The following is a 22,589-nucleotide window of genomic DNA, read 5'->3' on the forward strand; positions in this document are numbered from 1 at the left end:
GCACCGTGCCTGATGTGCTCGACCGGAGAGCGGGTTCTGACTGGCACTCCAGCCCGGATGCAATGTTCCGTCGGGGAGTTCGTCGAAGCCGGCAGGAACAAGTGCTTTGCGCCGCGCGTCCAGTCACCTGCGGGCTCGATCGATAACAAATTCAGAACGTATGAAGTCGGGGTAAATCAGTGACAACAATGATGTGGGGGCTGCTCGGCCCCGATACGTTGGGAGTGGAGCGGCGCACCCGCACACTCAGGTTGGGCCGTGCCGTAAGGTCGTTTAACGACCTGGCCGTGCCGGGCCTGGGCGGCGTGTGGCTTGGCAAGCATCTATTCCTTGCTACGTTGGGTGTCTGCGTTGCTCAACAGACGCGCAGTCGACACAAACAGGTGACCAACATCGAGGTCGCCAATGCGATCGAGGCGTTGGCATGCTGGTATGGCCTGCGCAGTATCAGTGATTCCAGGCCGGATCCCCGTCTGCGAGGCTTCCGCAAGCTGGCGGGCAAAGATGACGTCTCGTTTGCGAAGGTAAGGGTGGCGGGGTTTTATGTCTCGCAGCCGATGCGTATGGCGATCGTTCAGGCACTCCCGTCGCTGGGGCTTGTCGATGCTGGCAGTAGCCGCTTCAACACGTTTTCCTGCACACCAGCTGGTGAGGCGCTGATTGCTGCGCAGACTGCGCCGTACAACCCTTGTTACTTCACGCGCGATGTGGTCGACCATCTGGTTGACTGGGTGAAAGGCGAGGTCAAGCAGCCCGCGGCGAAAGTGGCTGCGGCATTATCGCCGCTGACAGCGTTGTCCGGCGATGCACGCGCCGTCGTGTTCGAGCGGCTACGTCTGGGCGGCTCGCATGAAAGTGCGCAGCAGACGCAACGTCGACGAGCGGCACTGACGTGGGTCGAATCGCTGCGCAAGAAAAGTGCGCTCAATTTTGCGTGGTCGGATGTACCGGATGAGATCACAGACCTGGGACATTGGCAGGATCTGCAGGCCGGTGGATTGTTTTTTCAGACCCGCGATGCCGCGCTTGCGGTGCTGGATGCGCTTGAGCAGCACATCGGAGAAGCGGGCCATGGCTCGCGCTACTCGCTGCATAGCGATACGCCGGTTGGGGTGACGTCACGCCTTGAAGTGCTGCGCCGTATCGCGCACGACTATTTGAATCATGATCAACAGCGTTCCGCGACTGCCGATCCGTCAGGTCTCGAGCACGCCGACGCTGCGGCCGACGCCGCAGCGTTTTGCCGCGAGTGTATCGCGGCGAACGACAGCGAAGTATTGCGCAAACTGGTTGAGCGCGATGAACGGGTGCTGTATCTGAAGGGTAGCGATGTCGTGCCGGGGCCGGCCTTCGATGGAGGGCGTAACGCGCGGGCCGAGGATGAAGAAGGTGGCGCGGAAGCCGAGCTAAATGAAGAGGGCTCTCGCTCGACAGCTTTGAACCCTTCCGCGGAATGGCCCGACGGTCTCTCATACCGGGTTCGCAATCTGTTTCTGTTGAATGCCGATCTGCTTGGCAAACTTGACGACTGGCGCGATCTGGCAGCCGTCAATGGAGAAAGTCTGTGAGCAAGCGCATCCACAAATCCAACGGCGTGTCCCTTGTCCAGCATTTCGATCCACCCACCGGCTATGTAGGTGCCTTTGGCTGGCTTTGCGGATATTCAGCCGACGCCGATTTTCTGGACATGGCGGCCGAGCGATTCACTGGACAAGCCCGGGCACAGCGAGCACATGCCGGGCGGATTGCACTCGCGGTGATGCTCGATCCAGGCAATCCGCTGATAGCGCCGATCGATGCGCCCGGCGTGGCAAGCCTGTCGATGTACGAAGCCAAGCAGAAGACGTTCGAGTTGCTGCACGCAAAGGTGGCGCTGCTGGGATTTCGTGATCCACATGACCCGGCGCGCTGGGTCGTGCGTCTGCTCGTCTCGACCGGCAACTGGACCCGGGAGACGCTCGAAGAGACTCTCGATCTGGTGTGGCGCGTCGATGTGGCCAGCGACGCGCTTGAAGCGCCAGACGCACAGACGCAACTGAGTTGCAGTGATATCCACGCAGCGCACGACCTTCTTGTGTATCTGGCAGATTACTTCGACCAGCGCTTGCTCACCCTGAGCGGCGGAGACTACCCGAGCGATACAAACCAATGGCGAAACCAGTTGGACCGTTGGCTGGATCGAATTGCCGAATGCAAACGGGGGCACCCGCGCTTCTTCGACAACCGTAACCATTCTCTGCTTGCACAGTTGGCGAAGTGCATCGAGCGTGCAGGGATCACCGCGGCCTGCCACTATCTCGCGATGGGCTCGGGCTTCTACGAAACGGCAAAAAGCGAGAGCGCGGTTCCCAAGGTGCTGCGCAGGATCGTCGAGACGTTGAAGGAAAAAGGGCGATTGACCAGACAGTGCGAGATCGACGTGTTCGTCAATCCGCTTGGCTGTCAGGCGGTCGCGCAATCGGTGAACGAGCTGGCTGCCGAAGGCTTCGTCGTGCGGCCGGCGCACCCGCCCGCGATGCTGTTTCCGGACGGCGATGCCCGCAAGCTGCACGCGAAATTTCTGTTCGCCGCGAACAAGCGGGAAGGCTTCAACAATTGCACCAGCGCCTGGATCTATCTCGGCTCCGGCAACCTGACCGGACCGGGGTTCGACACCAAGGCGGCCTTGGGTCGCGGCAATCTCGAAGCGGGAGTCGTGTTCGCTCCCGAGGGCCTGTGCTGGTATCAGAAGGCCGGTGTCGCGCCTGCCCAGGTCGTCACGAACCTGTTGCCGATGCAATGGAGTGCCCAATACGACAGCGACACCGGGTTGACGGCCGGGGGCGATATGCCGGTACGCCCGCAGGTGTCGATTGCGTCGCCCGTCGCATGGGTGACGTGGATCGAACCGGTCGCTGCAACGCGATCTAATGGCCGCCTCAGTCTACCCGAGCCGCTGTCGACCACCAGTGGGTTCGCGGTGTTAGATGAGGCTGGCCAATCATGCGTCATGCTCGATGGCGATTTCCTGTGGCGAGGCGAGCGTCCGCGTCAGGTGAAAGTCCGCTGGACCGGAGAAACGGGTGCAAGGCACGAAACCTTGCTGCCCGTGCTGGACGAATTCGGACGGGTCGCCGCGACGGGACTGTCATCGCTCGATCTCGACGAGGTGGCGTGGCAACTCGCGCAATTTCCATCTACGCCAGACGATGAGGGCGTTGACCGGGAAGGCATACCCGACGATCCAGTTACCGGCGATCAGCAGCCGCTACCGAGGTCTGCGCCGATGCGCGGAGATTACGCGATCCGGCAGATGATGGAATTGGTCGAGAACGTCGCGGCGCGACAGACCGCGGTGGTCGAAGCCGACTGGTTCGTGTGGTGTAACCGTCTGGAGCAGACGCTGATACGCGCGAGTAACAGTGTCGGCGTGGAGACCTTTATCGAGCTGGAAATCAATCCATTGAGTCCGCTGCGCGCTGTGCCGTTTCGTCCGGCATTCGCGGAGCTCGACAACTCAGAGGCGGGCGAGCGGTATCTCGAAGCGCTGCGGCGCATTGCGAGTGCCTGGCGGGTAGATGGCCTGAAAGGTCTCGAGGTGACACGATGAATCAGCGTTTTGAAGGTTGGGCTGCTGTCGGCGAGCGTTTGTGTGATGTCGCCAATAAACCGCAGGAAGTGGGTGCAACGCAGCTGAACGATGGTCAACGGGCGAGCCTACGCGCGCTCGCGAAGCGGTTGCCGCGCAATGGGGTCGTGATAGCCGATGAGGTCGGCATGGGCAAGACCCGGATCGCTACCGAGCTGACGCGCTGCGTTACCGAATGCGGTGGTCGAGTGGCGATTCTGGTGCCGCCCGGGCTCGGTTTTCAATGGCAAGCCGAATTGCGCGCGAGCGGCGCGTTCGCGCCACCGCTGCTGCGTAGCGTCTGGCAATACCTCGAAGCGTGGAGCGATGGCGATCACCGGCAGGCGAAGCACGCCAAACCTGCAGTGCAGGTCGAGGCGGTCGACGGTGCGCCGGTTTCGTGGTTCGATCAACCGGTAGTCATGCTGTCGCATGCGTTCACTAACTGGAAGCTTGGTGCGAAGAGCGCGCCGTGGCGATGGGCGCTCCTGCCGGAAATCTATGCTGCGTGGCGCAAGGACACGACCAACCGCGTGCCGCGCGGATATTTCGACGACGACAACCGCGACAAGCTCGGTGACGAGTGGGTCCAACGAGCGGCGCAAAGCATCGTGCAGATGGCTGGCGCGCTTCCCTTGGACAGCCCTGCACGGGTGCAGCTCGACGAACTGGTGAAGCGCACTCCGTGGCCCGGCGCGCTCGATGCGGGCGCATATGGCAGCGGCGAGGCACTGCGCATCTGTCTCGAACAGGCGGTTGGTTTGGGGCTGGGCATGTTCGATCTGGTTATCGTCGACGAAGCCCACAAGAGCCGTGGCAGCGACAGCGGCTTGACGCGGTTGCTCGAGCATGTCGTGCTGACGCATCACTCAGGTCGCAGACTGGCAATGACCGCTACACCGGTCGAACTCGATATCTCGCAATGGGAGCAGATCCTGACGCGGATTGGCGCGGACGCGGCGCTCGTGAAAGGAGTGATTGCCGACTACGCGCGTGCTGTCGAGCGCATCCGACAGTGCGTGAGCAATACCGACGCCCGCGTGTCGTACGCGGTGGCCGCGCAGCGATTCGAAACCGCGTTGTCGCAGTGGTTGCTGCGGCGCGACAAGCGTGAGGATCAACTAGTGCAGAAGTTTGCGCGGGCGACCGGCGAATCCATGCATGCGTATCGTCAAGCAGAAGACATTCTGATCGAGACCACGGATCTCCCCATGCGCTGGCGGCGCGCGGTGTGCGCCGCGGAGGCGTTGTCGCTGGTGACCCTCGGTGCCACCGAGATGGAAGCGAAGCGATTGCGTTTGACGCTCGGCAACGGTCACGGAATCGCGACGCTGCTCGACGAGGGGCTGCGCGATCAGGACGACGATCGCAAGCAGAACACGATTGACGCGGTTGCGAGTGCTGACGAAGTCGCCGCCGGTATCGTCGCTGCAGAAAAAGAGCCCGATACCGATCCGAAGCGCCGCGCGCGTACCGAATGGTGGATGAGCGTGATGCGCAACGCACTCGATCGCAGTGACCGGGATCTGTTCGAGCATCCTGCAGTCGTCGCGGCGGTTCATGCGATTGAGCAGTCGACCCGCGCTGGCGAGAAGGTGCTGGTGTTCGGCCGTTTCACAGTGCCGCTGCAGAAGCTGGTGGAGCTGCTCAATGCGCGGCAGATGCTTCTCTGCATCGAGCAGGAACAGCCTTGGCCGCAATCGAAGGTGCCCGACGGTGGCTGGGAGGCCGTCGAGGCTGCGCATCGGCAACTGTATCCGTCGAGCGTGCTCGATCGTGAGTCGTTGAATCGCGCGCTGGACGCCCAGTACAGCAAACTGGAGAGCCGTCGCGAGGTGTTTCGCCAACGGCTGATCGAACGGATCGAAGCCGGTTTCAAGGAGGAAGGGTCGGCGCCAAGGTTGATGCGTCTGTTTGACGCCTTCCGTCAGTCTGCTGATGCGTGGACTGTAGCTGGCACCTTGGGCAAACCTGGCCCGTTGGCAATCGTCGCAAGGGCACTTCAGGAGTTGCTGTCACCAGAGGCCGCGCCATTGGACTTCGCACGCGCTTTCATTGAACTGATCGATGCCACCAGTGACCGCGATGCGGGCTCGAGTGATGCCGGCGTCGACAGCGAAGGGCCTGCCGACGATCTTGATGCCGGCGACGGCCTCGCCGCTGCCGCGCAATGGCAGATTCTCGAAAAGCGCCTAACGGATGAATACAGTCGCCCTGAAGGCGGTTTTGCGCGACTGATGTACGGAAAGACAGAACCCGATACCCGGCGTCTTTTGCAGCTCGCGTTCAATCGTGCAAACAGCTATCCGCGTGTGCTCGTCGCACAATCACTAGTGGGTCGTGAAGGTCTGAATCTGCACAAGGCATGCCGCACCGTCGTGCTGCTTCATCCGGAGTGGAATCCAGGCGTGGTCGAGCAGCAGATCGGCCGCGTCGACCGGCTCGGCAGTCTATGGGAACAGCAACTACAGCAGGCGATTCTCGATGGGGTGTCGGGCAAGACGTTTCCACGTATTCGCGTGCGCCCGGTTGTATTTCGTGGCACCTACGACGAAAAAAATTGGGAAGTGCTGCGCACGCGTTGGGACGACTTGCGCGCGCAATTGCACGGTGTCGTGATCTCGCCGCACATCGCGGCAGATTATCCTGATCTCGCGGAAGTAATCGAGGATATTAACCGCGGTGCGCCGAACTTTTCGCCACTCGCGGCAGAGCAGGGTGGTGATGTGGATGGTGCTACAGAGCCTGAAGCACGGCGAGACCGGCGTCCTGATCACGATGACTCGCCGGAAACGGAGATGATTGGGCAATAAATGCGCGCGCGTCATCGGGTTTCGCAGACGCTCCGGCTACGTCGCAGCGCCGAGGTACGGGACATTGCTGACGGCTACTCGCGTTTCTTGTTCGGTTCGAGCTTTAACACTGGGCACAACGCGCGGGCCATGGCGAGTACGCAAAACCCAACACGTTCAATTACAGGTGTAACTTCGGCTCACAGCGAAGGGCCACGAACGTTCATCGGAGCGCGTTAGCGGTGGCGTCCAAGAGGCTCAGTTGACGGAATTGAAGCTCCGCACTACACTCGCCTCTCCCTAATCGAGGAAGCAAGCAACGACTCCGCACCGAAACAACGGTTCGGACGATTAGGTTCGGAATCTGCGCTTCGGCGCGGAGGGCTAGCAAAAGCCCGCCTGGATTACCTAGGCCTTCGGATCGATAGCTTCGGTTAAGGACTTTTGACAATGACTGCCACCTTGCAGTCATTGTCAAAAGTCCTGTCCGATGCGTCGACCGAAGGGCATGGGGCCCAGCGAAAGGCCATCGGATATTTCATCGCAGGAGAAAACGATGGCTTCCTTTCACTTCAACACTCAACAGCCCAATCAATCGACCTTCCGCGAAGACCTTGTCGCGTGGCTTTGCACGCTCAAAGCGCCGAGGGAATGGATTGGATTGACCGCAATTACTTGGGCTCGAACTTTCTCTCCTGAATTGGCCGTCTTGTTCGCCGCGGCCGGATACGGGGAGCTTAGTCAGCATCTCAACCGACACAAGCTGATGGCGTTTTGCATGCGCTCTGACGTTCCGCTTGAATTTCGAGTAGCGGCCGTTATGGCTTGGGGACGCTCAAATGCGCGGAACCCCCAAAACAACCGGAATCTGTGGGCCTCCATCGAAAATATTACGCCGCTGCTCAAGCTCCTTCCCGAACTCACTCGCAAACAGGCGTTCGCCGAATTCCAACGACTCGTTGCTTCCGGAGTTCTTCGAGGCATGCGGGCTTCATTCTTCACCAAGCTAATGTTCTTCTTCGGCTGCCCAAACGCCTACATTCTTGATCAATGGATGGGAAAGGCTATGTTGGCACTGCGGACCGCGAACTGGCATCCGACAATGGATGGCGGGCTGGCGTTTGTCGGAGGGGACGCCAATTGCGTTCGCTTGGGATATGGAGGCACCAGCATCGCGCTTAACATGTCAGGGGACGATTATGAATCGTATTGCTTGAGCGTCGAGGCATTGATTAAGCCCTTGGGACGCATCGACGGTGCAGATGTCGAATGTTGGCTGTTTTCTGATTCGAGGTCTGAATGGCGGTCGTTCCTCAAGCGACTTGACTGGAAGCTCAAGGCAAAACAGCAGTAAGGCATTCTTCTCTTTGGGAAAACAACAGAAGGGTCTGGGGAGATGACTCACGCGTACGTCATGGAATTCACCGTCCTCGATTACCTTGCGTTCGCCGCGTCCGATACTGCCACTTTTATCACTACGCGCTTTCGAGGTTGACCGCATCGGGTCGAGCTAGGTTGGTCGCACGCGTACCTTCGGATTGCATCGTTAGGCTGCCGCGTAGGCTATCCGGTGCCAATCACTCTATCAATCTGCCGCAGCACATCGAGCGCACCGCCGTGCAGACCGATGGCGCGCTCGCGCGACACCTTCGAGTCGTCGGGATTGATGCGGATAAAGAGCCCACCGCTGCGCTCGCCAAAGCGGCGTACTGTCGGAATGGTCCTCCCCGCGCCGATTTCGATGATCACAAGTTTGTCGACATCCTGAGTCCACGCACGAGCCTGCTCCACGGCGCACTCATACTGCCGACCGAGCCAGTTACCATCGTCAAACATGAGAATATTCGGCCGCGCCAGTCCGCCGCAGGTCGGGCAGCGCGGTAGCGGGTTGCGCAATCGCGTTGTGGCGTCGTCAACTTCGGGGCTGAAACCATGCGTGCTCCATGTCCTGCCGGTGCAGGTGCCAAGGCATTGCATGGTATGGATCGAGCCGTGACATTCCGCGACGCGCGACGGAGGGAAACCCGCTTTTTGGAATGCTCCGTCCACATTGCTGGTGTACACAAAGGCACCCGCGGGACAGATTTTTTCCCATTTCCGCAGAATCTGGAATCCTTCGTGCGGCACGGTCGATCGGTACATCGCGAGCCTGTGACCGTAGAAGCCCCACGCACGCAGTGGATCGCTGTAAAAGGTATGTGGACTAGCAGCTTCCGCGAAGGAGAGCCCTTCTGCTCGCAGCGCCGGGTAGGCATTCCAGAACCCCTCTTTGCCTCGAAAATCCGGCAAGCCAGAATCAACACCCATTCCGGCTCCCGCAGTAATAAGCAAACCTTCGGCGTTACCTATCCAGTCTGCCGCCAGTTCTGTTGGCGATAGTGCCATGAGATGCTCCTGCTTGACCAGACCGTGGCCACGGGCCGCAGCTACGAAATCTCCAGGATTTGAACCTCAGTTCGACATGAATGTGATCCGGTTCATGCCACCCAATTGACGAGAATGCTGGTACCACTGACGGCACCAAGATACAGACCGACCAGGACCAGTTGCAGACCGATGCTCGAGCAAATCCTGATCCAAAGCATCTCTGAAATTCCCCCATTTGTGACGATGACGTTGGGCTCGGCAATCCGCCGGACAGCATTGCCGATCCACACGCCAAGGCGTCCGAGAACCACGCCCCCGAGCCAGATAAAGAGAAACGTGGATGCATACGAAATGCGAATGCTGGGGCATGTAAATGCCTGCGGCGAGGAAAGCCACGAACAGCGCAAGAATAGTCCAAAGCATCGCGCCAATACGGTTCTTTTTCGTCGGTGAATGCGTTCGGCCGTCAGTTGCGATTGGAGTGCCGGTCTGGTTCTCGACACGGCTCATTTCTACACCCGTTGACAAACGCACTAGTTGATGTCGACTTGCTGGCGGATCGTTTCCTGGCCTGACCATGCAACTCGTTGACCAGGCCGTTAAAAAGCGAGACCGTCGATTCGCTTGCCCAAGTGTTTTGGGCTTGGGTGTTGTACTTCAAATTTGAGCGCGCCCTTGTTGCAAATGCCGACTAAGGCATTCAACGACGATGTTGCCGAACATGGTCTCGTTCGGCACCTTCCGCGACAGCTTGAACAATAGCGGCGTGGATTGCTGGACGACCCGAAAAGCTATGTCGCGGCTGACGAATTCCGTCATCAGGGAAAAGAATTCCGCAAGGTAGTGCGGTGATTCACCACCCAGCAGAGCCTTCAGATATTTTCGCTTGACCAGTAGATCAAGTTCACGCTCCAGCTGCAATTTCTGAACATCGACCGTACCGCGCTGACGGTAGCGGGTAAGCGGCTCCGGCAGATTGGCGTAGCGCTTTCCCAGTAACGCTCCACGGCACCACAGATCGTAGTCTTCGGCGACGGCGAGACGCGTATCGTAAGTGCCAATGTCCCTGAAAAAGCTATTGCGAAACATTGCGCTGCCGTTGGACAGGGAGCAAATTTGAACCAGAGCCGTCTTGATGGACGCATCATCTTCGGGCTTGATCGATGTACGAACCTTGTTGCCGGGCTGCCCGTAGAAAAGCTCCATGCCGGTGCCCAGTACATCCACGTCCGGATTGGCTTCCAGAAATGCAAACTGCTTTTCCAGACGGGTGGGCATGGCAATGTCGTCCGCATCGATACGCGCGATGTAGGCGCTCTCAATGACACGCAACCCGAAGTTGGCCGCGCCGGCAACCCCGAGATGAGCATCGGGGGACAATATTCTGATATTCAGCCGTGCCTGAAAACTACGGGCAATGTCCACGGTGCGATCCGTGGAGGCGTCGTCGACCAGGACCACGTCGAAGTCCCTGAAGGTCTGTCTCACGAGACTCTCCAGCGTTTCAGCCAGAGTCTGTTCCGCATTGCGAGCCGGAATCAATACAGTGGCCGCTTTCATAGTTTCACTCCGGGCACACCATCACATGTGGGATTTCCTGAGCGCTTCGATTGACGCTGCGGATCACGATCAATGATCAAGTGCGTAAATTCCCTAACACCGTTTATCGGCGAAACACGCTTAGCTCAAACGGAGCGCTGCGCCCTAAGAAAAAACTGAACCGCTTTTCCGACCCAACGATGCTGGTATCTAACCGTGTCGGTAGCCTTGCATGCGGAAGTCATAGCCCATCCGAGATGGCCACGCTGCCGACGCGGTTCGGCGGATGAAACGTCATCTGTTACCCCGCATATGAGGCGCCCCAAAGCCAGAAGCGCTTTATCTGTCGCGACTCATGCCGTTGGGGTGGATGATCCTTTCAAGCAGGCCGACACGGCGTCGGTTTTTCTTCCAGTCGATCACTGGTCCGGATCTCGCGAATAATTGTAGTGTAAACACTTCAACATTTGAAGTGTTTACAGCGTAAATAAATCTTCAGCGAGGCGTTCTGCCCGCTATATTGAAAAACCGCAAAGGGCCGGGAATTTCCGTAACCCGTTCATGTACGCGCCGAAGGCGAGAAGGGCGGAATTCAGCTCATTCCCGTGTCTCGGGGTCGCGACTAAAGATGAATTATCAATATCAAGAACGTCACCCGCGATGACTTGCTCGCGGTGCGTCGCGTGCCGCCGCAGCTAATCTGGATCGTGCCGAGCAATACCGGCGGGTTTGGCGCGGCCGCCACTGCGGCTGAGGTGTTCGGTGCGAATGAAATTGCCTGGCTGCGGCGATGCTGCCAAGCAGGAACCTCACAATGTCGTCGCCGATCCATTCATTGAGCTGCGTGAAGCGAGGTTGCAGGGGCGCCCAGCAAAGTAACCGGGCTTAGCTTACCGAGCCGCGCCCTTCCTATTAAAAGCAATAGGCATCGGCTTATGTGGATCATGACTTGGCGAGGGGAGGGCAAACATAGATCGCGCCCGCCGCGTCTACGCTCTTTCTCTGCCGAAAGCGGAAATTCCGCCGACGCCGTGACCACACAAGCGGTTTTGTCATAACGCCAGTCGTCGTGGCTCGCCGAGTCGCGAATCCGGTGCATGGCGCCTACCTGCAAGGGTTGCTGCTTACCGGCGCGCGCCGGGAAGAATGGGTGGGGTTGCCTCACGTTACGCCGCATGGCCTTCGGCGTTCGTTCGGCACGCGGTCCGAGTGGGTCGAGGTTCCAGTCGGCGTCGTCGCGCAGATTCAGGGGCACAAGCCGTCCGCCATCGCCGAGAAACACTATCGCCGCCGCCCGCTCGACCTGGCGCGCCTCTGGCATGACCGGATCGAGGCCTGGATGCTTGAGCAGGTGGACATCTCATTTGCCGTCGATAACTCTATCCACTGACCGATAAGTCGCTTTTTGTAAATCTCAATAAACGATATTGACTCGATCTGCGATCATACGTGTCATCGTGTTTTTGGAGAGTTTAACGTTTCGAAGAAACGAACTACTTGCTATGACAGAGTCCGATCTGATTGAATTCAATCTCAAGCTGCGAGCTTGGGCTGAAAAATACATTAAATGGTCACCGTGGCACCCGATAGACGGGGCCTTGCTCCTGTCTGGACTCAACCCCAGTAACCGCTGGGACACACTCAAAGCTTGCGATTGGGGCAGTCTCGAACATCGTGCTGTGTCGAAACTAGTGTCCGATGCTGCAGATTCAGCGAATATGCCTATCGAGGAGCCTAAGGGCGCGCCACTTTTCAACCAATTGCCTGTTGGGGAGCCTGAGGGCGCACGGCTATTCAAGTCGGAGTCGCGTCGCAGGCTGCGCGATGTTTGCACGATCCTGGAGGTGTGGAATGACTTCTGTGAAGGGTTACTCTCCGACGGAACCAGTGTGCCCACCGAGTTGAGGTATGACGAGTTCGTGGGTTGGTGGTGGGAATATGGCGACGATAGTCCCCTACGCAATTCAACATATTTCGACGCGTTTGTCGAACTTTGTCAATTTCCGTCGAAGAAAAATAATAATCACACCCCTTTCGATCTCGTCCGGCAGGCCGCTTCGCGTGGAGCCGAAGCTCGAAATAGCGACACGCACAAGAAACACGATCTCATCATGGAGATAGAGAAAGCACGGGACAGCGCAAGGCGGAGCGGCGCAGACCAGTATTCAGCTGCAGATGTATTTCCACTCCTTGTTGAAATTCTCCGAACTGGCGAAAGCAGGAATGCAACGCTTGTCGAGTTTATCGAGAAGAAAAGCTTGACATATAGAAAAGACGGAGCGAATACGATCATGCGCTTCGACTCGTTCGCTCGCTATCTTCGAAAGCGACGCAATCACGAGCGGGCGTCGTGATTTTGCTCGAGTCGATCGACGCCGGTGGACCTCCGCAACATGGAATCATCACTTGGCTCACGGAGCATAGCGGAACATTCCGGAACATTGATCGAATAAAGACATGGAGATAGTTAGATTGGGCACCTCGCTTCGTGAGGTGCCCAATCTACTTCTGGTACGACAGTAGATAGTTCCTTGCGGCGCGAAGTCCCACATTTTTGCGACCTGAATCGGAGCTATTGAAGATGTTGCACCCAAACTTCGCCGACGCCTTGAAGCGTCGCCATGTCTCGACTGATGAGTTTGCAGAGCGCATGCTGGTATTGCGGCAAACGATCCTCAAATCCTATTCGCGTGACGGGTCTTATTGCGGGATCCGACCGGTTCGATTACCGAATCGCCGCCTTGCCTGGCCTTCCGACGAGATTGAGAAACTGTTCGCTGATTCGTCGAACGACAAGGACGGGGACTAACATGCGCGGACGCAATAGAAAATCCAAATCCCTGTCTACCGTTACGGCATGGGAACGCGGAGTCGGCAAAGCGAATGGGTCAATCGCGATTTCCGTCGGCAAGCACTTTTGTGCAGACGAGGTCGGTCTGGTGGCTCTCGCGTCCGTAGGTGCAGCCGCGGAAGGCGGAGACGCGGTCTCCGCGTGTACTGACGTGGAGTTGGCGACCTTCGATGCTTCATGCCAAGTCTGCGATGCGTCCAGAAAGGACGAGGGTCAACGGTGCATGGTGGCGTCGGGAGGCAAGCATGGCTAAATCCACAAAATCGCGTTCCGAAAACTCCGCACCCGACGTGGAAGGCGCACTGAAGGCAATCCATTCGAAGCAGTCGCGCGAGCAGATCCGGATCGAGCGCCTGCGACCGTTCATGCGCGTAATCGACGAAGCCTTGAAAAAAGAATGGTCATGGTCGGCGATCCTTGCTCTTATTCGAGAGCACGGTGGCCCTTCATTCACGAAAAAGGAGGCTGAATATCTACGCGGGAAAATCAAGCAGAGCTCGAACTCAGGCAATAAGGCGGAGCAGCCTTCATGGATCAAGGACTTTGACCAGTCAGCTGGCGTACCGCAATCCGGTGTAGTAACAGAAAAGGAGTCTGCGTGATGCATAGTCCCGTCAATCCGGTTGGCGGGGGCTATATGCCCATGCCAAGCTTTGTTCCTCATCAGCCGACGAGCTGTCCGGCGATAGGTCACTACCCGCCTTCGTTGCCGCAAGCTATCAATGCTCTAACACCTGATCTGTACCGTGTCGCCCGTGAATGCCACTTCATTTACGGTGCGGACTATGGAGCCATTCTTGCCAACCTGCTCGGCAAGGTATCTTTCGCTGCCGCCGGTAATTTCCGCATTCGCGGTCACAGCGGCAAAGCGATGCCGCTCGCCCTGCAAATCCGCTTTGCTGGGCCACCTATGAGCGGTAAATCGGCTGCCCATGATAGGTTCAGCATACCTGTCATTGAGGCGATGAAAGGCTGGAAGACGAACTGGCTATTCGGCAACGTGACGCCTCCCGCGCTGCTGCGAAAGATTCGCAGTGGTGCGGATTTTTCGATGCTCAGCATGGCCGAAGGACGTGGCCATCTCGGTGACCAGGTCAATGGCCAGCTCAGTTGTGCGTACCCGGAACTAAACGACCTATACGACGGCCATGTGCCAGCGTTTGATCGTGCTGACGACGATGATGATGCACTCGCCAATGCACCAGACAGCGCGATATTTGTCGCGTGTGTGAATGTCCAGAATGACAGAAATCGTGCATGGCTCGACAAGCATGCGCAAGACGCGATGGAGTCGGGCTACCTGTATCGTCTGCTGATGATGGAAGCCGATCAGATTGCTGTGGAGGGAGCCGGAGGCCTACAACCTGAACAAACCCTTCTGGACTACGACCACCGCATTGCGGAGCTGATTGCAAGCGCGCGGGTCAGGCTCGAAGCCTTGTCCGCGAACGAACTGCCCGTGATAGCCCTCATGCCTGAGGCTGAGCAGATTCTCCGGCAGGCCCAGGAGCGCTTCATTCTGGCTGCGAGCCCTGTCCTGTCGCCGAACAGCGCACGCGTGTTTGGCGCTCGCCTGGCCGCTAATGCGCGAAGGATTGCTGGATGCATGCACGTTTTCGAGCGCTATGAGGGAGCCGTATCAGGCGATACGATGATCCGCGCGGCGACGATTGCGGAATGCTTCGGGGCGCACTGGCTCGCGCTCGTGTTTCCGACGCCGTCGATACCTGATGCCGTCCAGCGTGGACGGCGCCTCCTTGATTGGCTCCGTTGTTTTTTCCACCGGACGGGAACTGCGAGCTGGCGAGAGTCTGATGTCAGTGCGTTGGCCCCGAACTTTGGCTGGAGCAAGACGGAAATGAAGGCTGCCATCACGTCGATATGCGGGCAGGGCCTTGCCCAGGTGATGCCACGCATCGAAAACGGTCGGCGGGTCATCAAGCTTGAGCTGATCCTGAATCCCGTCCCCATGTTCCAACTGGCGAATCAGGTCGGCCTGCCAAATGCCCCCTGGCTGAGCTGATGGTTTTCCCGTCCGCCATGAGGTGGGCGGGATTTTGGGGATATGACAGGCCACGTGTGCCCTGTTCCGCTACCCTTCACCCAATGCGACAACACTACGATGACATCACCGAAGGTTCCAGCCACTCGCACGCCATTGCTCCTCGTTGACGCACTGGCCGTACATGTCGAATGCAATCTGAATTCCCGTATTTATCCCAATAGCGTTTTCAACGGCCCGGAGATTTCACGTCTGGCCGCGCTTGACCGCTTCGTCAGACTGGCGCTTGAAGCCTCATTGGACCCGTTCATTTTCGTCCAAACTCGCCGGATCTTCATAGGGCAGGTGGGACCAACAGGTAGCATGCGGCGCGTTTCTCAGCCAGTCTACGTCAAGAGTGCTACCCCGAATTTCTCTGATCCGGCCGCCCGGGAGTTAGCGGGCCTTTTCCCGGATCTCTTCTTCTGGGCGATGATGCGCGACGTTGGGGATCTGGCAATGAGTCAACTTGAAAGTCGACTACTGTATTCACCGCATATACGGCTGCTACTCGACGTATTTCTTAGCCACCCAGTCGCGAGGGGCGGATGCAGCATCGACTCGCAAGTTGATTGCACGGGGCGCATCCTTGCGGAACTCTGTAACGATTTTGTTGCCCATTTCCGTCAAACCATGCGGGAAAAGAAACTGCTGCGTCGGGAGCGGCACAATTGGGAGTTCGGTAGCCGGGAGAACGTCGCGAACCTGAATACCTATCTGGACGGTTTGTTCGCTCAAAACGGCAGTGTCACGGTGCTCCATCTTCGTCTGTCGCATGCCAGAGAGCGAGCCAGTCTGATTAGCGCACCGGTGGAGGAGCAGCATCGTGACCTTCAAGCGCTTCGAAGATCCCGGGGAATTTTTCTGGATCGAATCAGACGCAAACCATCGCTGTTCACTGATGCGCCGGGCTCTGTATGGTCGATCATTCCATCATTCGAAGGCGGGTACGAACTGCACATCACCCTGCTCTTCAACAGTGTGGCCCTGCGGCGGGTGCTCGAAGACAGAGGGATGGCATCCGCAGAGCTCGCCGATGCGTTTACAGACTACGCCGATCAAGTCGGAGCGTACTGGGTTCGAATCGCGACAGAGGGCCGGGGGAGCTATCTCCGAGGTGATCAGAGCCCTTGGCTGTATAACCGGAACTGGGTACACGGCGAGGTTCGAGCCGATGACATTTCCCGATGCGAAAAGCTCAAGGAAATGCTGGGTTACTTGGCGCTCCGGCGAGCGCTGGTACGCCTGAAAAATGAGCCGCCGGGAGAGTATTTCCGTGTGTCGGAGCGTCAGCTCCGCAGTCCACGCCGGTCAGTCAGAGGCGCTGAAACGCGCAGGCGGTCCGCTTAAAAAACAATGTCCAAAACGCCTAACCTATTGATTCTAAGTAATTTCTGATTCGCCGGTTCGGCGGCGAGCCCCACACTCAGCGGACCCGAGGAAGTGCTCGATGCACCGCCTCGGTATTTTTTTCCCAAGAGAATTTCACGGGAAATTTGCGCAAAATTTTCCCGAGTCATCAAAAATTTCCGCGATAATTTTTCGTGAAATTTTCCACAATATTCTCGTCGAAACGCGCCTTGGTTACAGTGGATTATTTCCACGGGAGTTGATTTCTGCTCTGAACGTCGGGATGTTTCTGTAATCGTTGCCGCCCAGAACATGGATGGATTTCTCGTTTAACTGGAGAGATCTGTACGATCCATGTCGTGGAATTATGTTGTGATTAAGCTTGTAATTTGTAGATGGATTTCATCGTCTTCTATATTAGGATAGTCGTTGGAATTTGTAGATGTAGTAGAAGGGTATCTATAGATGCAGAACAGTTCAGAGGACAGGTGGATATAGCATGAATGATCAAGAGTTCATTGAGTGATTGAATGAGCTCTCTTGAGCTATCAGTCGACAGGATTGATGACATGAAACATGCGATCAATCACCAATGCAAAGAACCATCGAAGATGGCTTGTTAGATTAACGCGAAGATGCGTTATGCCCGTTTGATACATGGAAAATAACTAGGTTCGTCTATGAAATGTCCATTCAAGGAGATTTCATGATGAGCTACGAATTAGGAGCATTGGGATCGAATCAGTTCGTATCGTCCATAACAGACGGCAGTCGGGAACCTGCTGGACCTGTCAGATACTGGGAGGTAGGGGAATACCGGAGTCTATTGCAGAGCCTCGAAAGCTTCCTCAAGACCGTACTTGAAACAGATCAGGTTCCGTTTGAGATCCTGTATCAATCGTGGAACGCTTATGCGGTACGCAACCCGGTTGGTGTCTCTGGCTACAAAAGCCTGGTTGGCTTCATGCCACAGTGCGCGCAATGGATGGACCTGTGCTGGCCGGACTATGCGTATAGCGCCGACTTGCAGCTCTTCTTCGACTGCTTCATGCGGCATCAATATTCCCGACTATTCAGCAATGGGACGCTCATGGGGCACGTTGATAGAGTAACCGCTGCGAAACTCTACAACGACTTTGTTGGTTGTCTGCGCGCTGAAGCGGTACGTCAAGGGGTGAGGAAGAAGTTGGCGGATGCACGAGCTAATCTTGGCGATCAGGCGAAGTCAATCGGTTGTTATCTTGGCGAACTTACGAGCCAGTTCGGGAGCCTTGTGCCAATACGCCTCGATCTGGGCTATGCAGAAGACGCGTTTGACGCCAGCGACGCAATGTCGCGTATGAGCTGGTCATTGAGCAGTGGCGTAGGCTGGAAGATGGTTCCGTCATGCGTACCTGTCAGCCATGGAAGACAGGAGACACGCGCCCGCATCGACACCAGATCGGCAACGGCAGATAGAGACAGTTTTTTTGCGAATCGCAGGGGAGCCGACAAACATCTGTTTGAGCGCATGGTCGGACATGTCTGCAAGCAGGAACAGGGCGGCAAGAACGGCGTAAATCACTTTCATTGCGTTTTTCTCTTCGACGCAAGTGGGTTGAAGAAGGCTGACGTGCCTGCACTACGATACGGCTTGGGGGATCGTTGGCGTCGAGTTACTCGCGGGCAGGGGTTGGTATTCGATTGTCACGACGAGGCTTACCGGCGCAGCATCGAGTCGCATGTGCAGTGGGCAATTGATCGCTTGGACTGCTCCGACGGGGGGCAGGTTACAAGGTTCGTTGATTACGTTGTCGGGTACTTCGCAAAAGACGATGGACAGATGGTGCGCGTCAAACCAACGGCGAAAGCGCAGACGCTCACAAAGGGGCGATAGTTATCGCGGGTGAGCGTGTCGGCTCCGCATACGCTGAGTCTGTCACTTTTCTCATCCCTATTTTTGGAATGATCTGGGGCGCTGCTTTCCTACGTGAGACGATCACACTGGTGGTGATCGCTGGATGTGCGGTTGTGCTCGTTGGAAGCCCAGGAAATTCCCGGAGCGAAGCTTGCGAGTTGTCAGGCGATTCGAGTGTGCTCTACCACAACCATTCTGCAAGACTGAAACTGGTCGATCGCACGTCTGCCCCAGTGGCTCGGGCAGGAGACGGAACTGCTTATAATGGGTAAGGACGTAGCCGAAGTGCGCGAGTAGCCGACAAAATCCGGAGACTCAAGGAGGTAAATATTTACCCTAATGAGGCGACCCATCGGACATGCGGTAGGGATTACCCACACTGCCCTTGAACCTCCGAGCGCTCTCTCCTATACCTGTGAAGTTGTCTGTCGTAACCGTCGTCAAAGGAGAAATCCATGGATCGCGTTGCGGCGACAAAAATGGTCGTGGCCTTGGCAAGTCTTGCTTTGACGGTGGCCTGCACGGATCTCATCTCTTATCACATGGCGGACGACACGGAGATCCCGCCAGCTTCGTTTCCCTATGCGTTGACCAAGACGCGCCTAACGACGGTTTTCACGGTGACGCTTGCCACATGCACCGCTGTGCAAAATTCAAAGTACCCGTCGATGGACCTCAAGGTGACCGCGGCCACAGCGCCTTTGTTTGAGGTTGATGAAAATCAACGATATTACGTCGATTACACACAGCTGACGTCATTTTTCAAATCTACGACCTTGAAAATCGTGACCAACAGCGACAACACATTGCAGAGCGTCAACACCGAATCGAGCGACCAGACTTTGCAGGTCACTGGTGCCTTCCTTCAGACAGCGGCGGCGATAGCTGGTGCAGCCTTTACAGGCAATGTGCATGTTCAGCAGGCGACTACTGAGTCTCAGAAGGTACAGGCGCGAGAAGATGTTGTGTACCGTGAGGAGTCGCTCAAAGAGGCCAAGAGGTTAATCGATAATGGGGAAAAGCCCTCGGCCACGGCACCCACTCAGCGCTTCGTCACAGCATGCAGCGATGACGCCATAACCGCCGTAGGAAACCTCGAGAAGGCGCAGAAAGCGTTGAAGACCGCGCAGGCTAAATCAAAACCGACAAATGGCCCGCAGGGCGCTGCGTCCGCGCCAACGGCAGCGTCTGACGCAGCGGTCATCAAGGCGGCGAACGACGTCATCGAAGCGACCAAGCATGTGACCGTAACCATACCGATTACGATTGAACCGACATTGGATGATTTCGTCGTCAACGGTCAATTGAAACTGGTCAAGATTTACAGGGACGATTTGCTCAAATACCTGAGGCCGATCTGGGTGCGACAGGAGTTTCAGGCTGGATGGATTGACGTCTCTTTTAACGGCTCGAAGCCCGCGACAGAGGCGTTGCCGACAGACTCCGCCGCAGTCGCCGCCGCAGCGGCAGCGATTGTGGCAGCCAACGCCGCGACAGACGCTACACAAGCGGCCTCGGAAGCGGCAGCTTCAGCGCCTGCAGCGGCCTCAGACGCGGCGATTGCCGCCGCTGACGCTGCTGCAGCGGCAGAAGCCGCATCAAGCGCCGCGTCCAAGGCACATCAGCCCGTTGCTACCGCTGCGCTGGTTGTCCCCGAAGTTGACGACGTCTCTTTCCACCTCTTCGTTCGCAAGTACAGCTTCGGTGGGTTAGCGAAGAAGAAAGATCAGCCAGTGCCCGCTAAAGCGAGCGCTTCTCGTAGCGTTGTCGTGGCACCGCAGGTAGCTTCCGGTGTGGCCACCGAAGAAGAGGGTTTGGTCGTGCGACAGCCAGCGGTCGGGTACTATCGAACCTGCCTAGGGGTTTGCAGGGAGCCCAACATTCGCGGTGTTGTCATGCAAGACCCTGCCCAGAAGGATGTCGATCTGCTGCCTGAAATGCCGGTCTCAGTGCCGCAGCTTGGCAAGACGTTGCATCTGCCGCTTCACAATACCTTCGGCAAGGATATGACGCTTGGTGTGATCGTGGGTGCCGACGGCGCAGTGAACACGCTGTCTTTCCAAGACAACTCAACGATAGGTTCGGGACTTACTGCAATTGGAGGCGCCGCTACTGCGTACACTAGCACAGTGACTGCTCAGAATGCCGCAATCACCGCGCGAAACGGTGCGATCACCGCTCAGGAAGGAGTTTTGACCAGCAACGCTTCCCTCGCGAGTAGCAATGCCAGTTTTGCGGACAACGCCCTGAAGGCGCAGTCGGATTGTATAAGCCAGGCGCAGGCGATCGTTAAGGCGGGCAAGCTTCCGACCGTAGCCTGCCCGGAAGGTGGGCCGTGAAGGCGAAGCAACGACCGGCTAGCTCAGCGACTGTGGGCGAAGTCCAGCCTGAAGAATGAGACCGTCTCGCATCGCCCCGTCGCCTGCGCTGAGATGATATGCGACAGCAGTGGCTTCCTCTACGAGCGCCGCATTCTGCTGCGTCATCCTCGAACACCTGCAATGCGTCGGCGCAGCAGCTCTAGTCGCGTGGTGAAGGAATCCCGCCACAACTACCTTGCGGTGACAAAAAATATCGAGTGAGCGCTCAATGAACAAGATCGTCCGGCTATTTCATCTCCTGGCCCGTCTCAGCGGAGTTCGCTGTCGGGTCGTTCTGTGCGGGCCCCTGGTCCCCTCACTGATGGCGATTGCTGGATGCTCGACGGCCGTCGTCTATGACCAGGTGGGCAAACCGTCAGGTTCGGTGGAGTCACTTGCCGGGTACATCCCCTCTACAGTCACAGATATCAAACTGGTTTTCCTGCACGGAGTTGGGGACCATTGTCCAGGCTATGCGCTGAGCGGAGGTACAGCCGGTGGCTGGTTCGATGACAAAAAGGCCGCCAAGTTGGGTCTTACTCCTATCGACCCTGAGCCCACGAAAACCACAAAAATCTATAGCGACGAATTCCTGTCGACACCGGACGGCTCTGTTGTACACCCGTTTGACAACCAGTCCTACGTCGCGCTGCGCACGCAAAACTTCACCTATGGCACTGCCAAGGCTCATGTAGAGGCGATCGAAATAACGTGGTCGCCACTCACGCAGTGGATCAAAAACCGACAGCTTGTCGACGACTACACTGAAAAAGGGAATGTTTCCTGTAACGACGATCTGGTCATATCTGGAGAGATAGATCCAGTAAGCGGGAAACCGCCGCCGCGCCTCGCTATCAATCGCGTTCTGAAAGAGGACTTGCTCGATCGCAATCTGGCAGACGCCGCCATCTACATGGGCCAATATCATTCCGTGATGCAACTCGGGGTGGCTGATGCCCTATGCCATGCGTTGACAGGGCAACCCGTAGTAGATGGGCAAGGTGACAGGCAGGCTCCCGTTTGCGACTGGAACAAGGCAACCGTCGCGCCTCACACGGGCTTTATCTTCGTGACGCACAGCCTTGGAGGCCGGCTTCTCTATGACACTCTTCTCGGACTCATGGACCTAGACGCGCCAGGGGTCGACCGGGCGGCTCTAGCGACTGAGTTTCCACGGTCATCGACGTATATGTCTGACGTCATGAGCAGGACCCCGGTCGTCTACATGATGGCCAACCAGCTTTCGTTTCTCGGTATGGCCAACACCACCGCACAAGACACCTCCGACTCGATAGTCGATAAACCCGCGGTTGATCTCATTGGACAACAGGACCAAGGCCAAGACCTGTCGCTGGCCGCAGGCGTTCAGGGCCGAGCTCAGGCGGCAATCGACAGGTGTGTTAACGTGGGTTGCCGACTGAGCGTCGCCAAACAGGCCGCGGTTGCACTGAACCCCCGTGGTCACGATGACCCGCCAAGCGAACAGCTATCTGTTGTAGCGTTTAGCGATACAGACGATCTGCTGACGTGGCCGGTGCCTAGCAAATATCAGCGAGACGCCGGCAACCCTCAAGCCGGCAAGATTCTTCCGCTGAAGTTCATCAATGTTTATGTCGACAACGCTACCCGGTGGTTGTTTTTTGAATGGCCACCATCCGCTCATGATGATTATTTCATCAATGGCGCAGTCTGGAACGTGATCCATTGTGGCGCCTACAATGGTCAGCCAAAGGAGTGCTATTGATGGAGGCACGAGTCGAGGGCCGGGTCACGGAAATGGTTACC

General features: G+C 57.3%; 14 protein-coding genes and 3 pseudogenes. 14 read left to right on the forward strand and 3 right to left on the reverse strand.

What is annotated here, in order from left to right; translation table 11 throughout:
- Positions 1 to 179: 179 nt before the first annotated feature.
- Together L0U82_RS00330 and L0U82_RS00335 are read left to right on the forward strand one after the other, a co-directional pair.
- Positions 180 to 1,568, forward strand: a complete 1,389-nt coding sequence (locus tag L0U82_RS00330) for a hypothetical protein (protein WP_233827706.1) — start codon at positions 180 to 182, stop codon at positions 1,566 to 1,568.
- Positions 1,565 to 3,589, forward strand: a complete 2,025-nt coding sequence (locus L0U82_RS00335; protein ID WP_233827708.1) for a hypothetical protein — start codon at positions 1,565 to 1,567, stop codon at positions 3,587 to 3,589. The genes L0U82_RS00330 and L0U82_RS00335 overlap by 4 nt, the downstream gene beginning before the upstream one ends.
- Positions 3,590 to 3,696: 107 nt before the next feature.
- Here L0U82_RS00335 and L0U82_RS00340 read toward each other — a convergent pair whose 3' ends face one another.
- Positions 3,697 to 4,200, reverse strand: coding sequence for a hypothetical protein (locus tag L0U82_RS00340; protein ID WP_233827710.1), 504 nt, complete (start codon positions 4,198 to 4,200; stop codon positions 3,697 to 3,699).
- 60 nt (positions 4,201 to 4,260) lie between these two features.
- Here L0U82_RS00340 and L0U82_RS39825 point away from each other — a divergent pair, with 60 nt between their 5' ends.
- On the forward strand, positions 4,261 to 6,420 hold the full coding sequence (locus L0U82_RS39825) for a C-terminal helicase domain-containing protein (protein ID WP_233827712.1): 2,160 nt from the start codon (positions 4,261 to 4,263) through the stop codon (positions 6,418 to 6,420).
- Positions 6,421 to 6,955: 535 nt separating this feature from the next.
- On the forward strand, positions 6,956 to 7,753 hold the full coding sequence (locus L0U82_RS00350; protein WP_233827714.1) for an 8-oxoguanine DNA glycosylase OGG fold protein: 798 nt from the start codon (positions 6,956 to 6,958) through the stop codon (positions 7,751 to 7,753).
- A gap of 209 nt (positions 7,754 to 7,962) precedes the next feature.
- On the opposite strand, the gene L0U82_RS00355 is transcribed toward L0U82_RS00350, so the two are convergent.
- Complete coding sequence (locus L0U82_RS00355) at positions 7,963 to 8,784, reverse strand: SIR2 family NAD-dependent protein deacylase (RefSeq protein WP_233827716.1); 822 nt, start codon at positions 8,782 to 8,784, stop codon at positions 7,963 to 7,965.
- A 639-nt stretch (positions 8,785 to 9,423) separates the two neighbouring features.
- A complete protein-coding gene (locus tag L0U82_RS00360) occupies positions 9,424 to 10,326 on the reverse strand; it encodes a glycosyltransferase family 2 protein (protein ID WP_233827718.1) in 903 nt (300 codons plus the stop codon).
- Positions 10,327 to 10,825: 499 nt separating this feature from the next.
- Here L0U82_RS00360 and L0U82_RS00365 point away from each other — a divergent pair.
- From L0U82_RS00365 to L0U82_RS00410, 10 genes and pseudogenes are all read left to right on the forward strand, one after another.
- Positions 10,826 to 11,081 (forward strand): annotated as a pseudogene (locus L0U82_RS00365) (phage portal protein); the annotation flags it as partial.
- Positions 11,082 to 11,380: 299 nt separating this feature from the next.
- Positions 11,381 to 11,695 (forward strand): annotated as a pseudogene (locus L0U82_RS00370) (preprotein translocase); the annotation flags it as partial.
- Positions 11,696 to 11,807: 112 nt separating this feature from the next.
- The gene (locus tag L0U82_RS00375; protein ID WP_233827720.1) at positions 11,808 to 12,659 is read left to right on the forward strand and encodes a hypothetical protein; all 852 of its coding nucleotides are present in this window, start codon (positions 11,808 to 11,810) and stop codon (positions 12,657 to 12,659) included.
- Positions 12,660 to 13,401: 742 nt separating this feature from the next.
- Positions 13,402 to 13,758 (forward strand): hypothetical protein, encoded by a 357-nt coding sequence (locus L0U82_RS00380; RefSeq protein ID WP_233827722.1) that lies wholly within the window; start codon positions 13,402 to 13,404, stop codon positions 13,756 to 13,758.
- Complete coding sequence (locus L0U82_RS00385) at positions 13,758 to 15,179, forward strand: DUF3987 domain-containing protein (RefSeq protein ID WP_233827724.1); 1,422 nt, start codon at positions 13,758 to 13,760, stop codon at positions 15,177 to 15,179. The genes L0U82_RS00380 and L0U82_RS00385 overlap by 1 nt, the downstream gene beginning before the upstream one ends.
- A gap of 99 nt (positions 15,180 to 15,278) precedes the next feature.
- Positions 15,279 to 16,547 carry a hypothetical protein gene (locus L0U82_RS00390; RefSeq protein WP_233827726.1) on the forward strand — a complete coding sequence of 423 codons (1,269 nt, stop codon included), beginning with the start codon at positions 15,279 to 15,281 and terminating at the stop codon, positions 16,545 to 16,547.
- A gap of 706 nt (positions 16,548 to 17,253) precedes the next feature.
- Positions 17,254 to 18,423 (forward strand): inovirus-type Gp2 protein, encoded by a 1,170-nt coding sequence (locus tag L0U82_RS00395; RefSeq protein WP_233827727.1) that lies wholly within the window; start codon positions 17,254 to 17,256, stop codon positions 18,421 to 18,423.
- Between the two features lie 20 nt (positions 18,424 to 18,443).
- Positions 18,444 to 18,572: pseudogene (locus tag L0U82_RS00400) on the forward strand (EamA/RhaT family transporter); the annotation flags it as partial.
- 327 nt (positions 18,573 to 18,899) lie between these two features.
- Entirely contained in the window at positions 18,900 to 20,783 is a 1,884-nt protein-coding gene (locus tag L0U82_RS00405; protein ID WP_233827729.1) for a hypothetical protein, read from the forward strand.
- 250 nt (positions 20,784 to 21,033) lie between these two features.
- Positions 21,034 to 22,548: a hypothetical protein gene (locus L0U82_RS00410; RefSeq protein WP_233827731.1), complete on the forward strand. Its 1,515-nt coding sequence runs from the start codon at positions 21,034 to 21,036 to the stop codon at positions 22,546 to 22,548.
- Positions 22,549 to 22,589: the final 41 nt, after the last annotated feature.

It is taken from the genome of Paraburkholderia sp. ZP32-5 (genome assembly GCF_021390495.1).
In the GTDB taxonomy this organism is placed as follows: Bacteria; Pseudomonadota; Gammaproteobacteria; order Burkholderiales; family Burkholderiaceae; genus Paraburkholderia.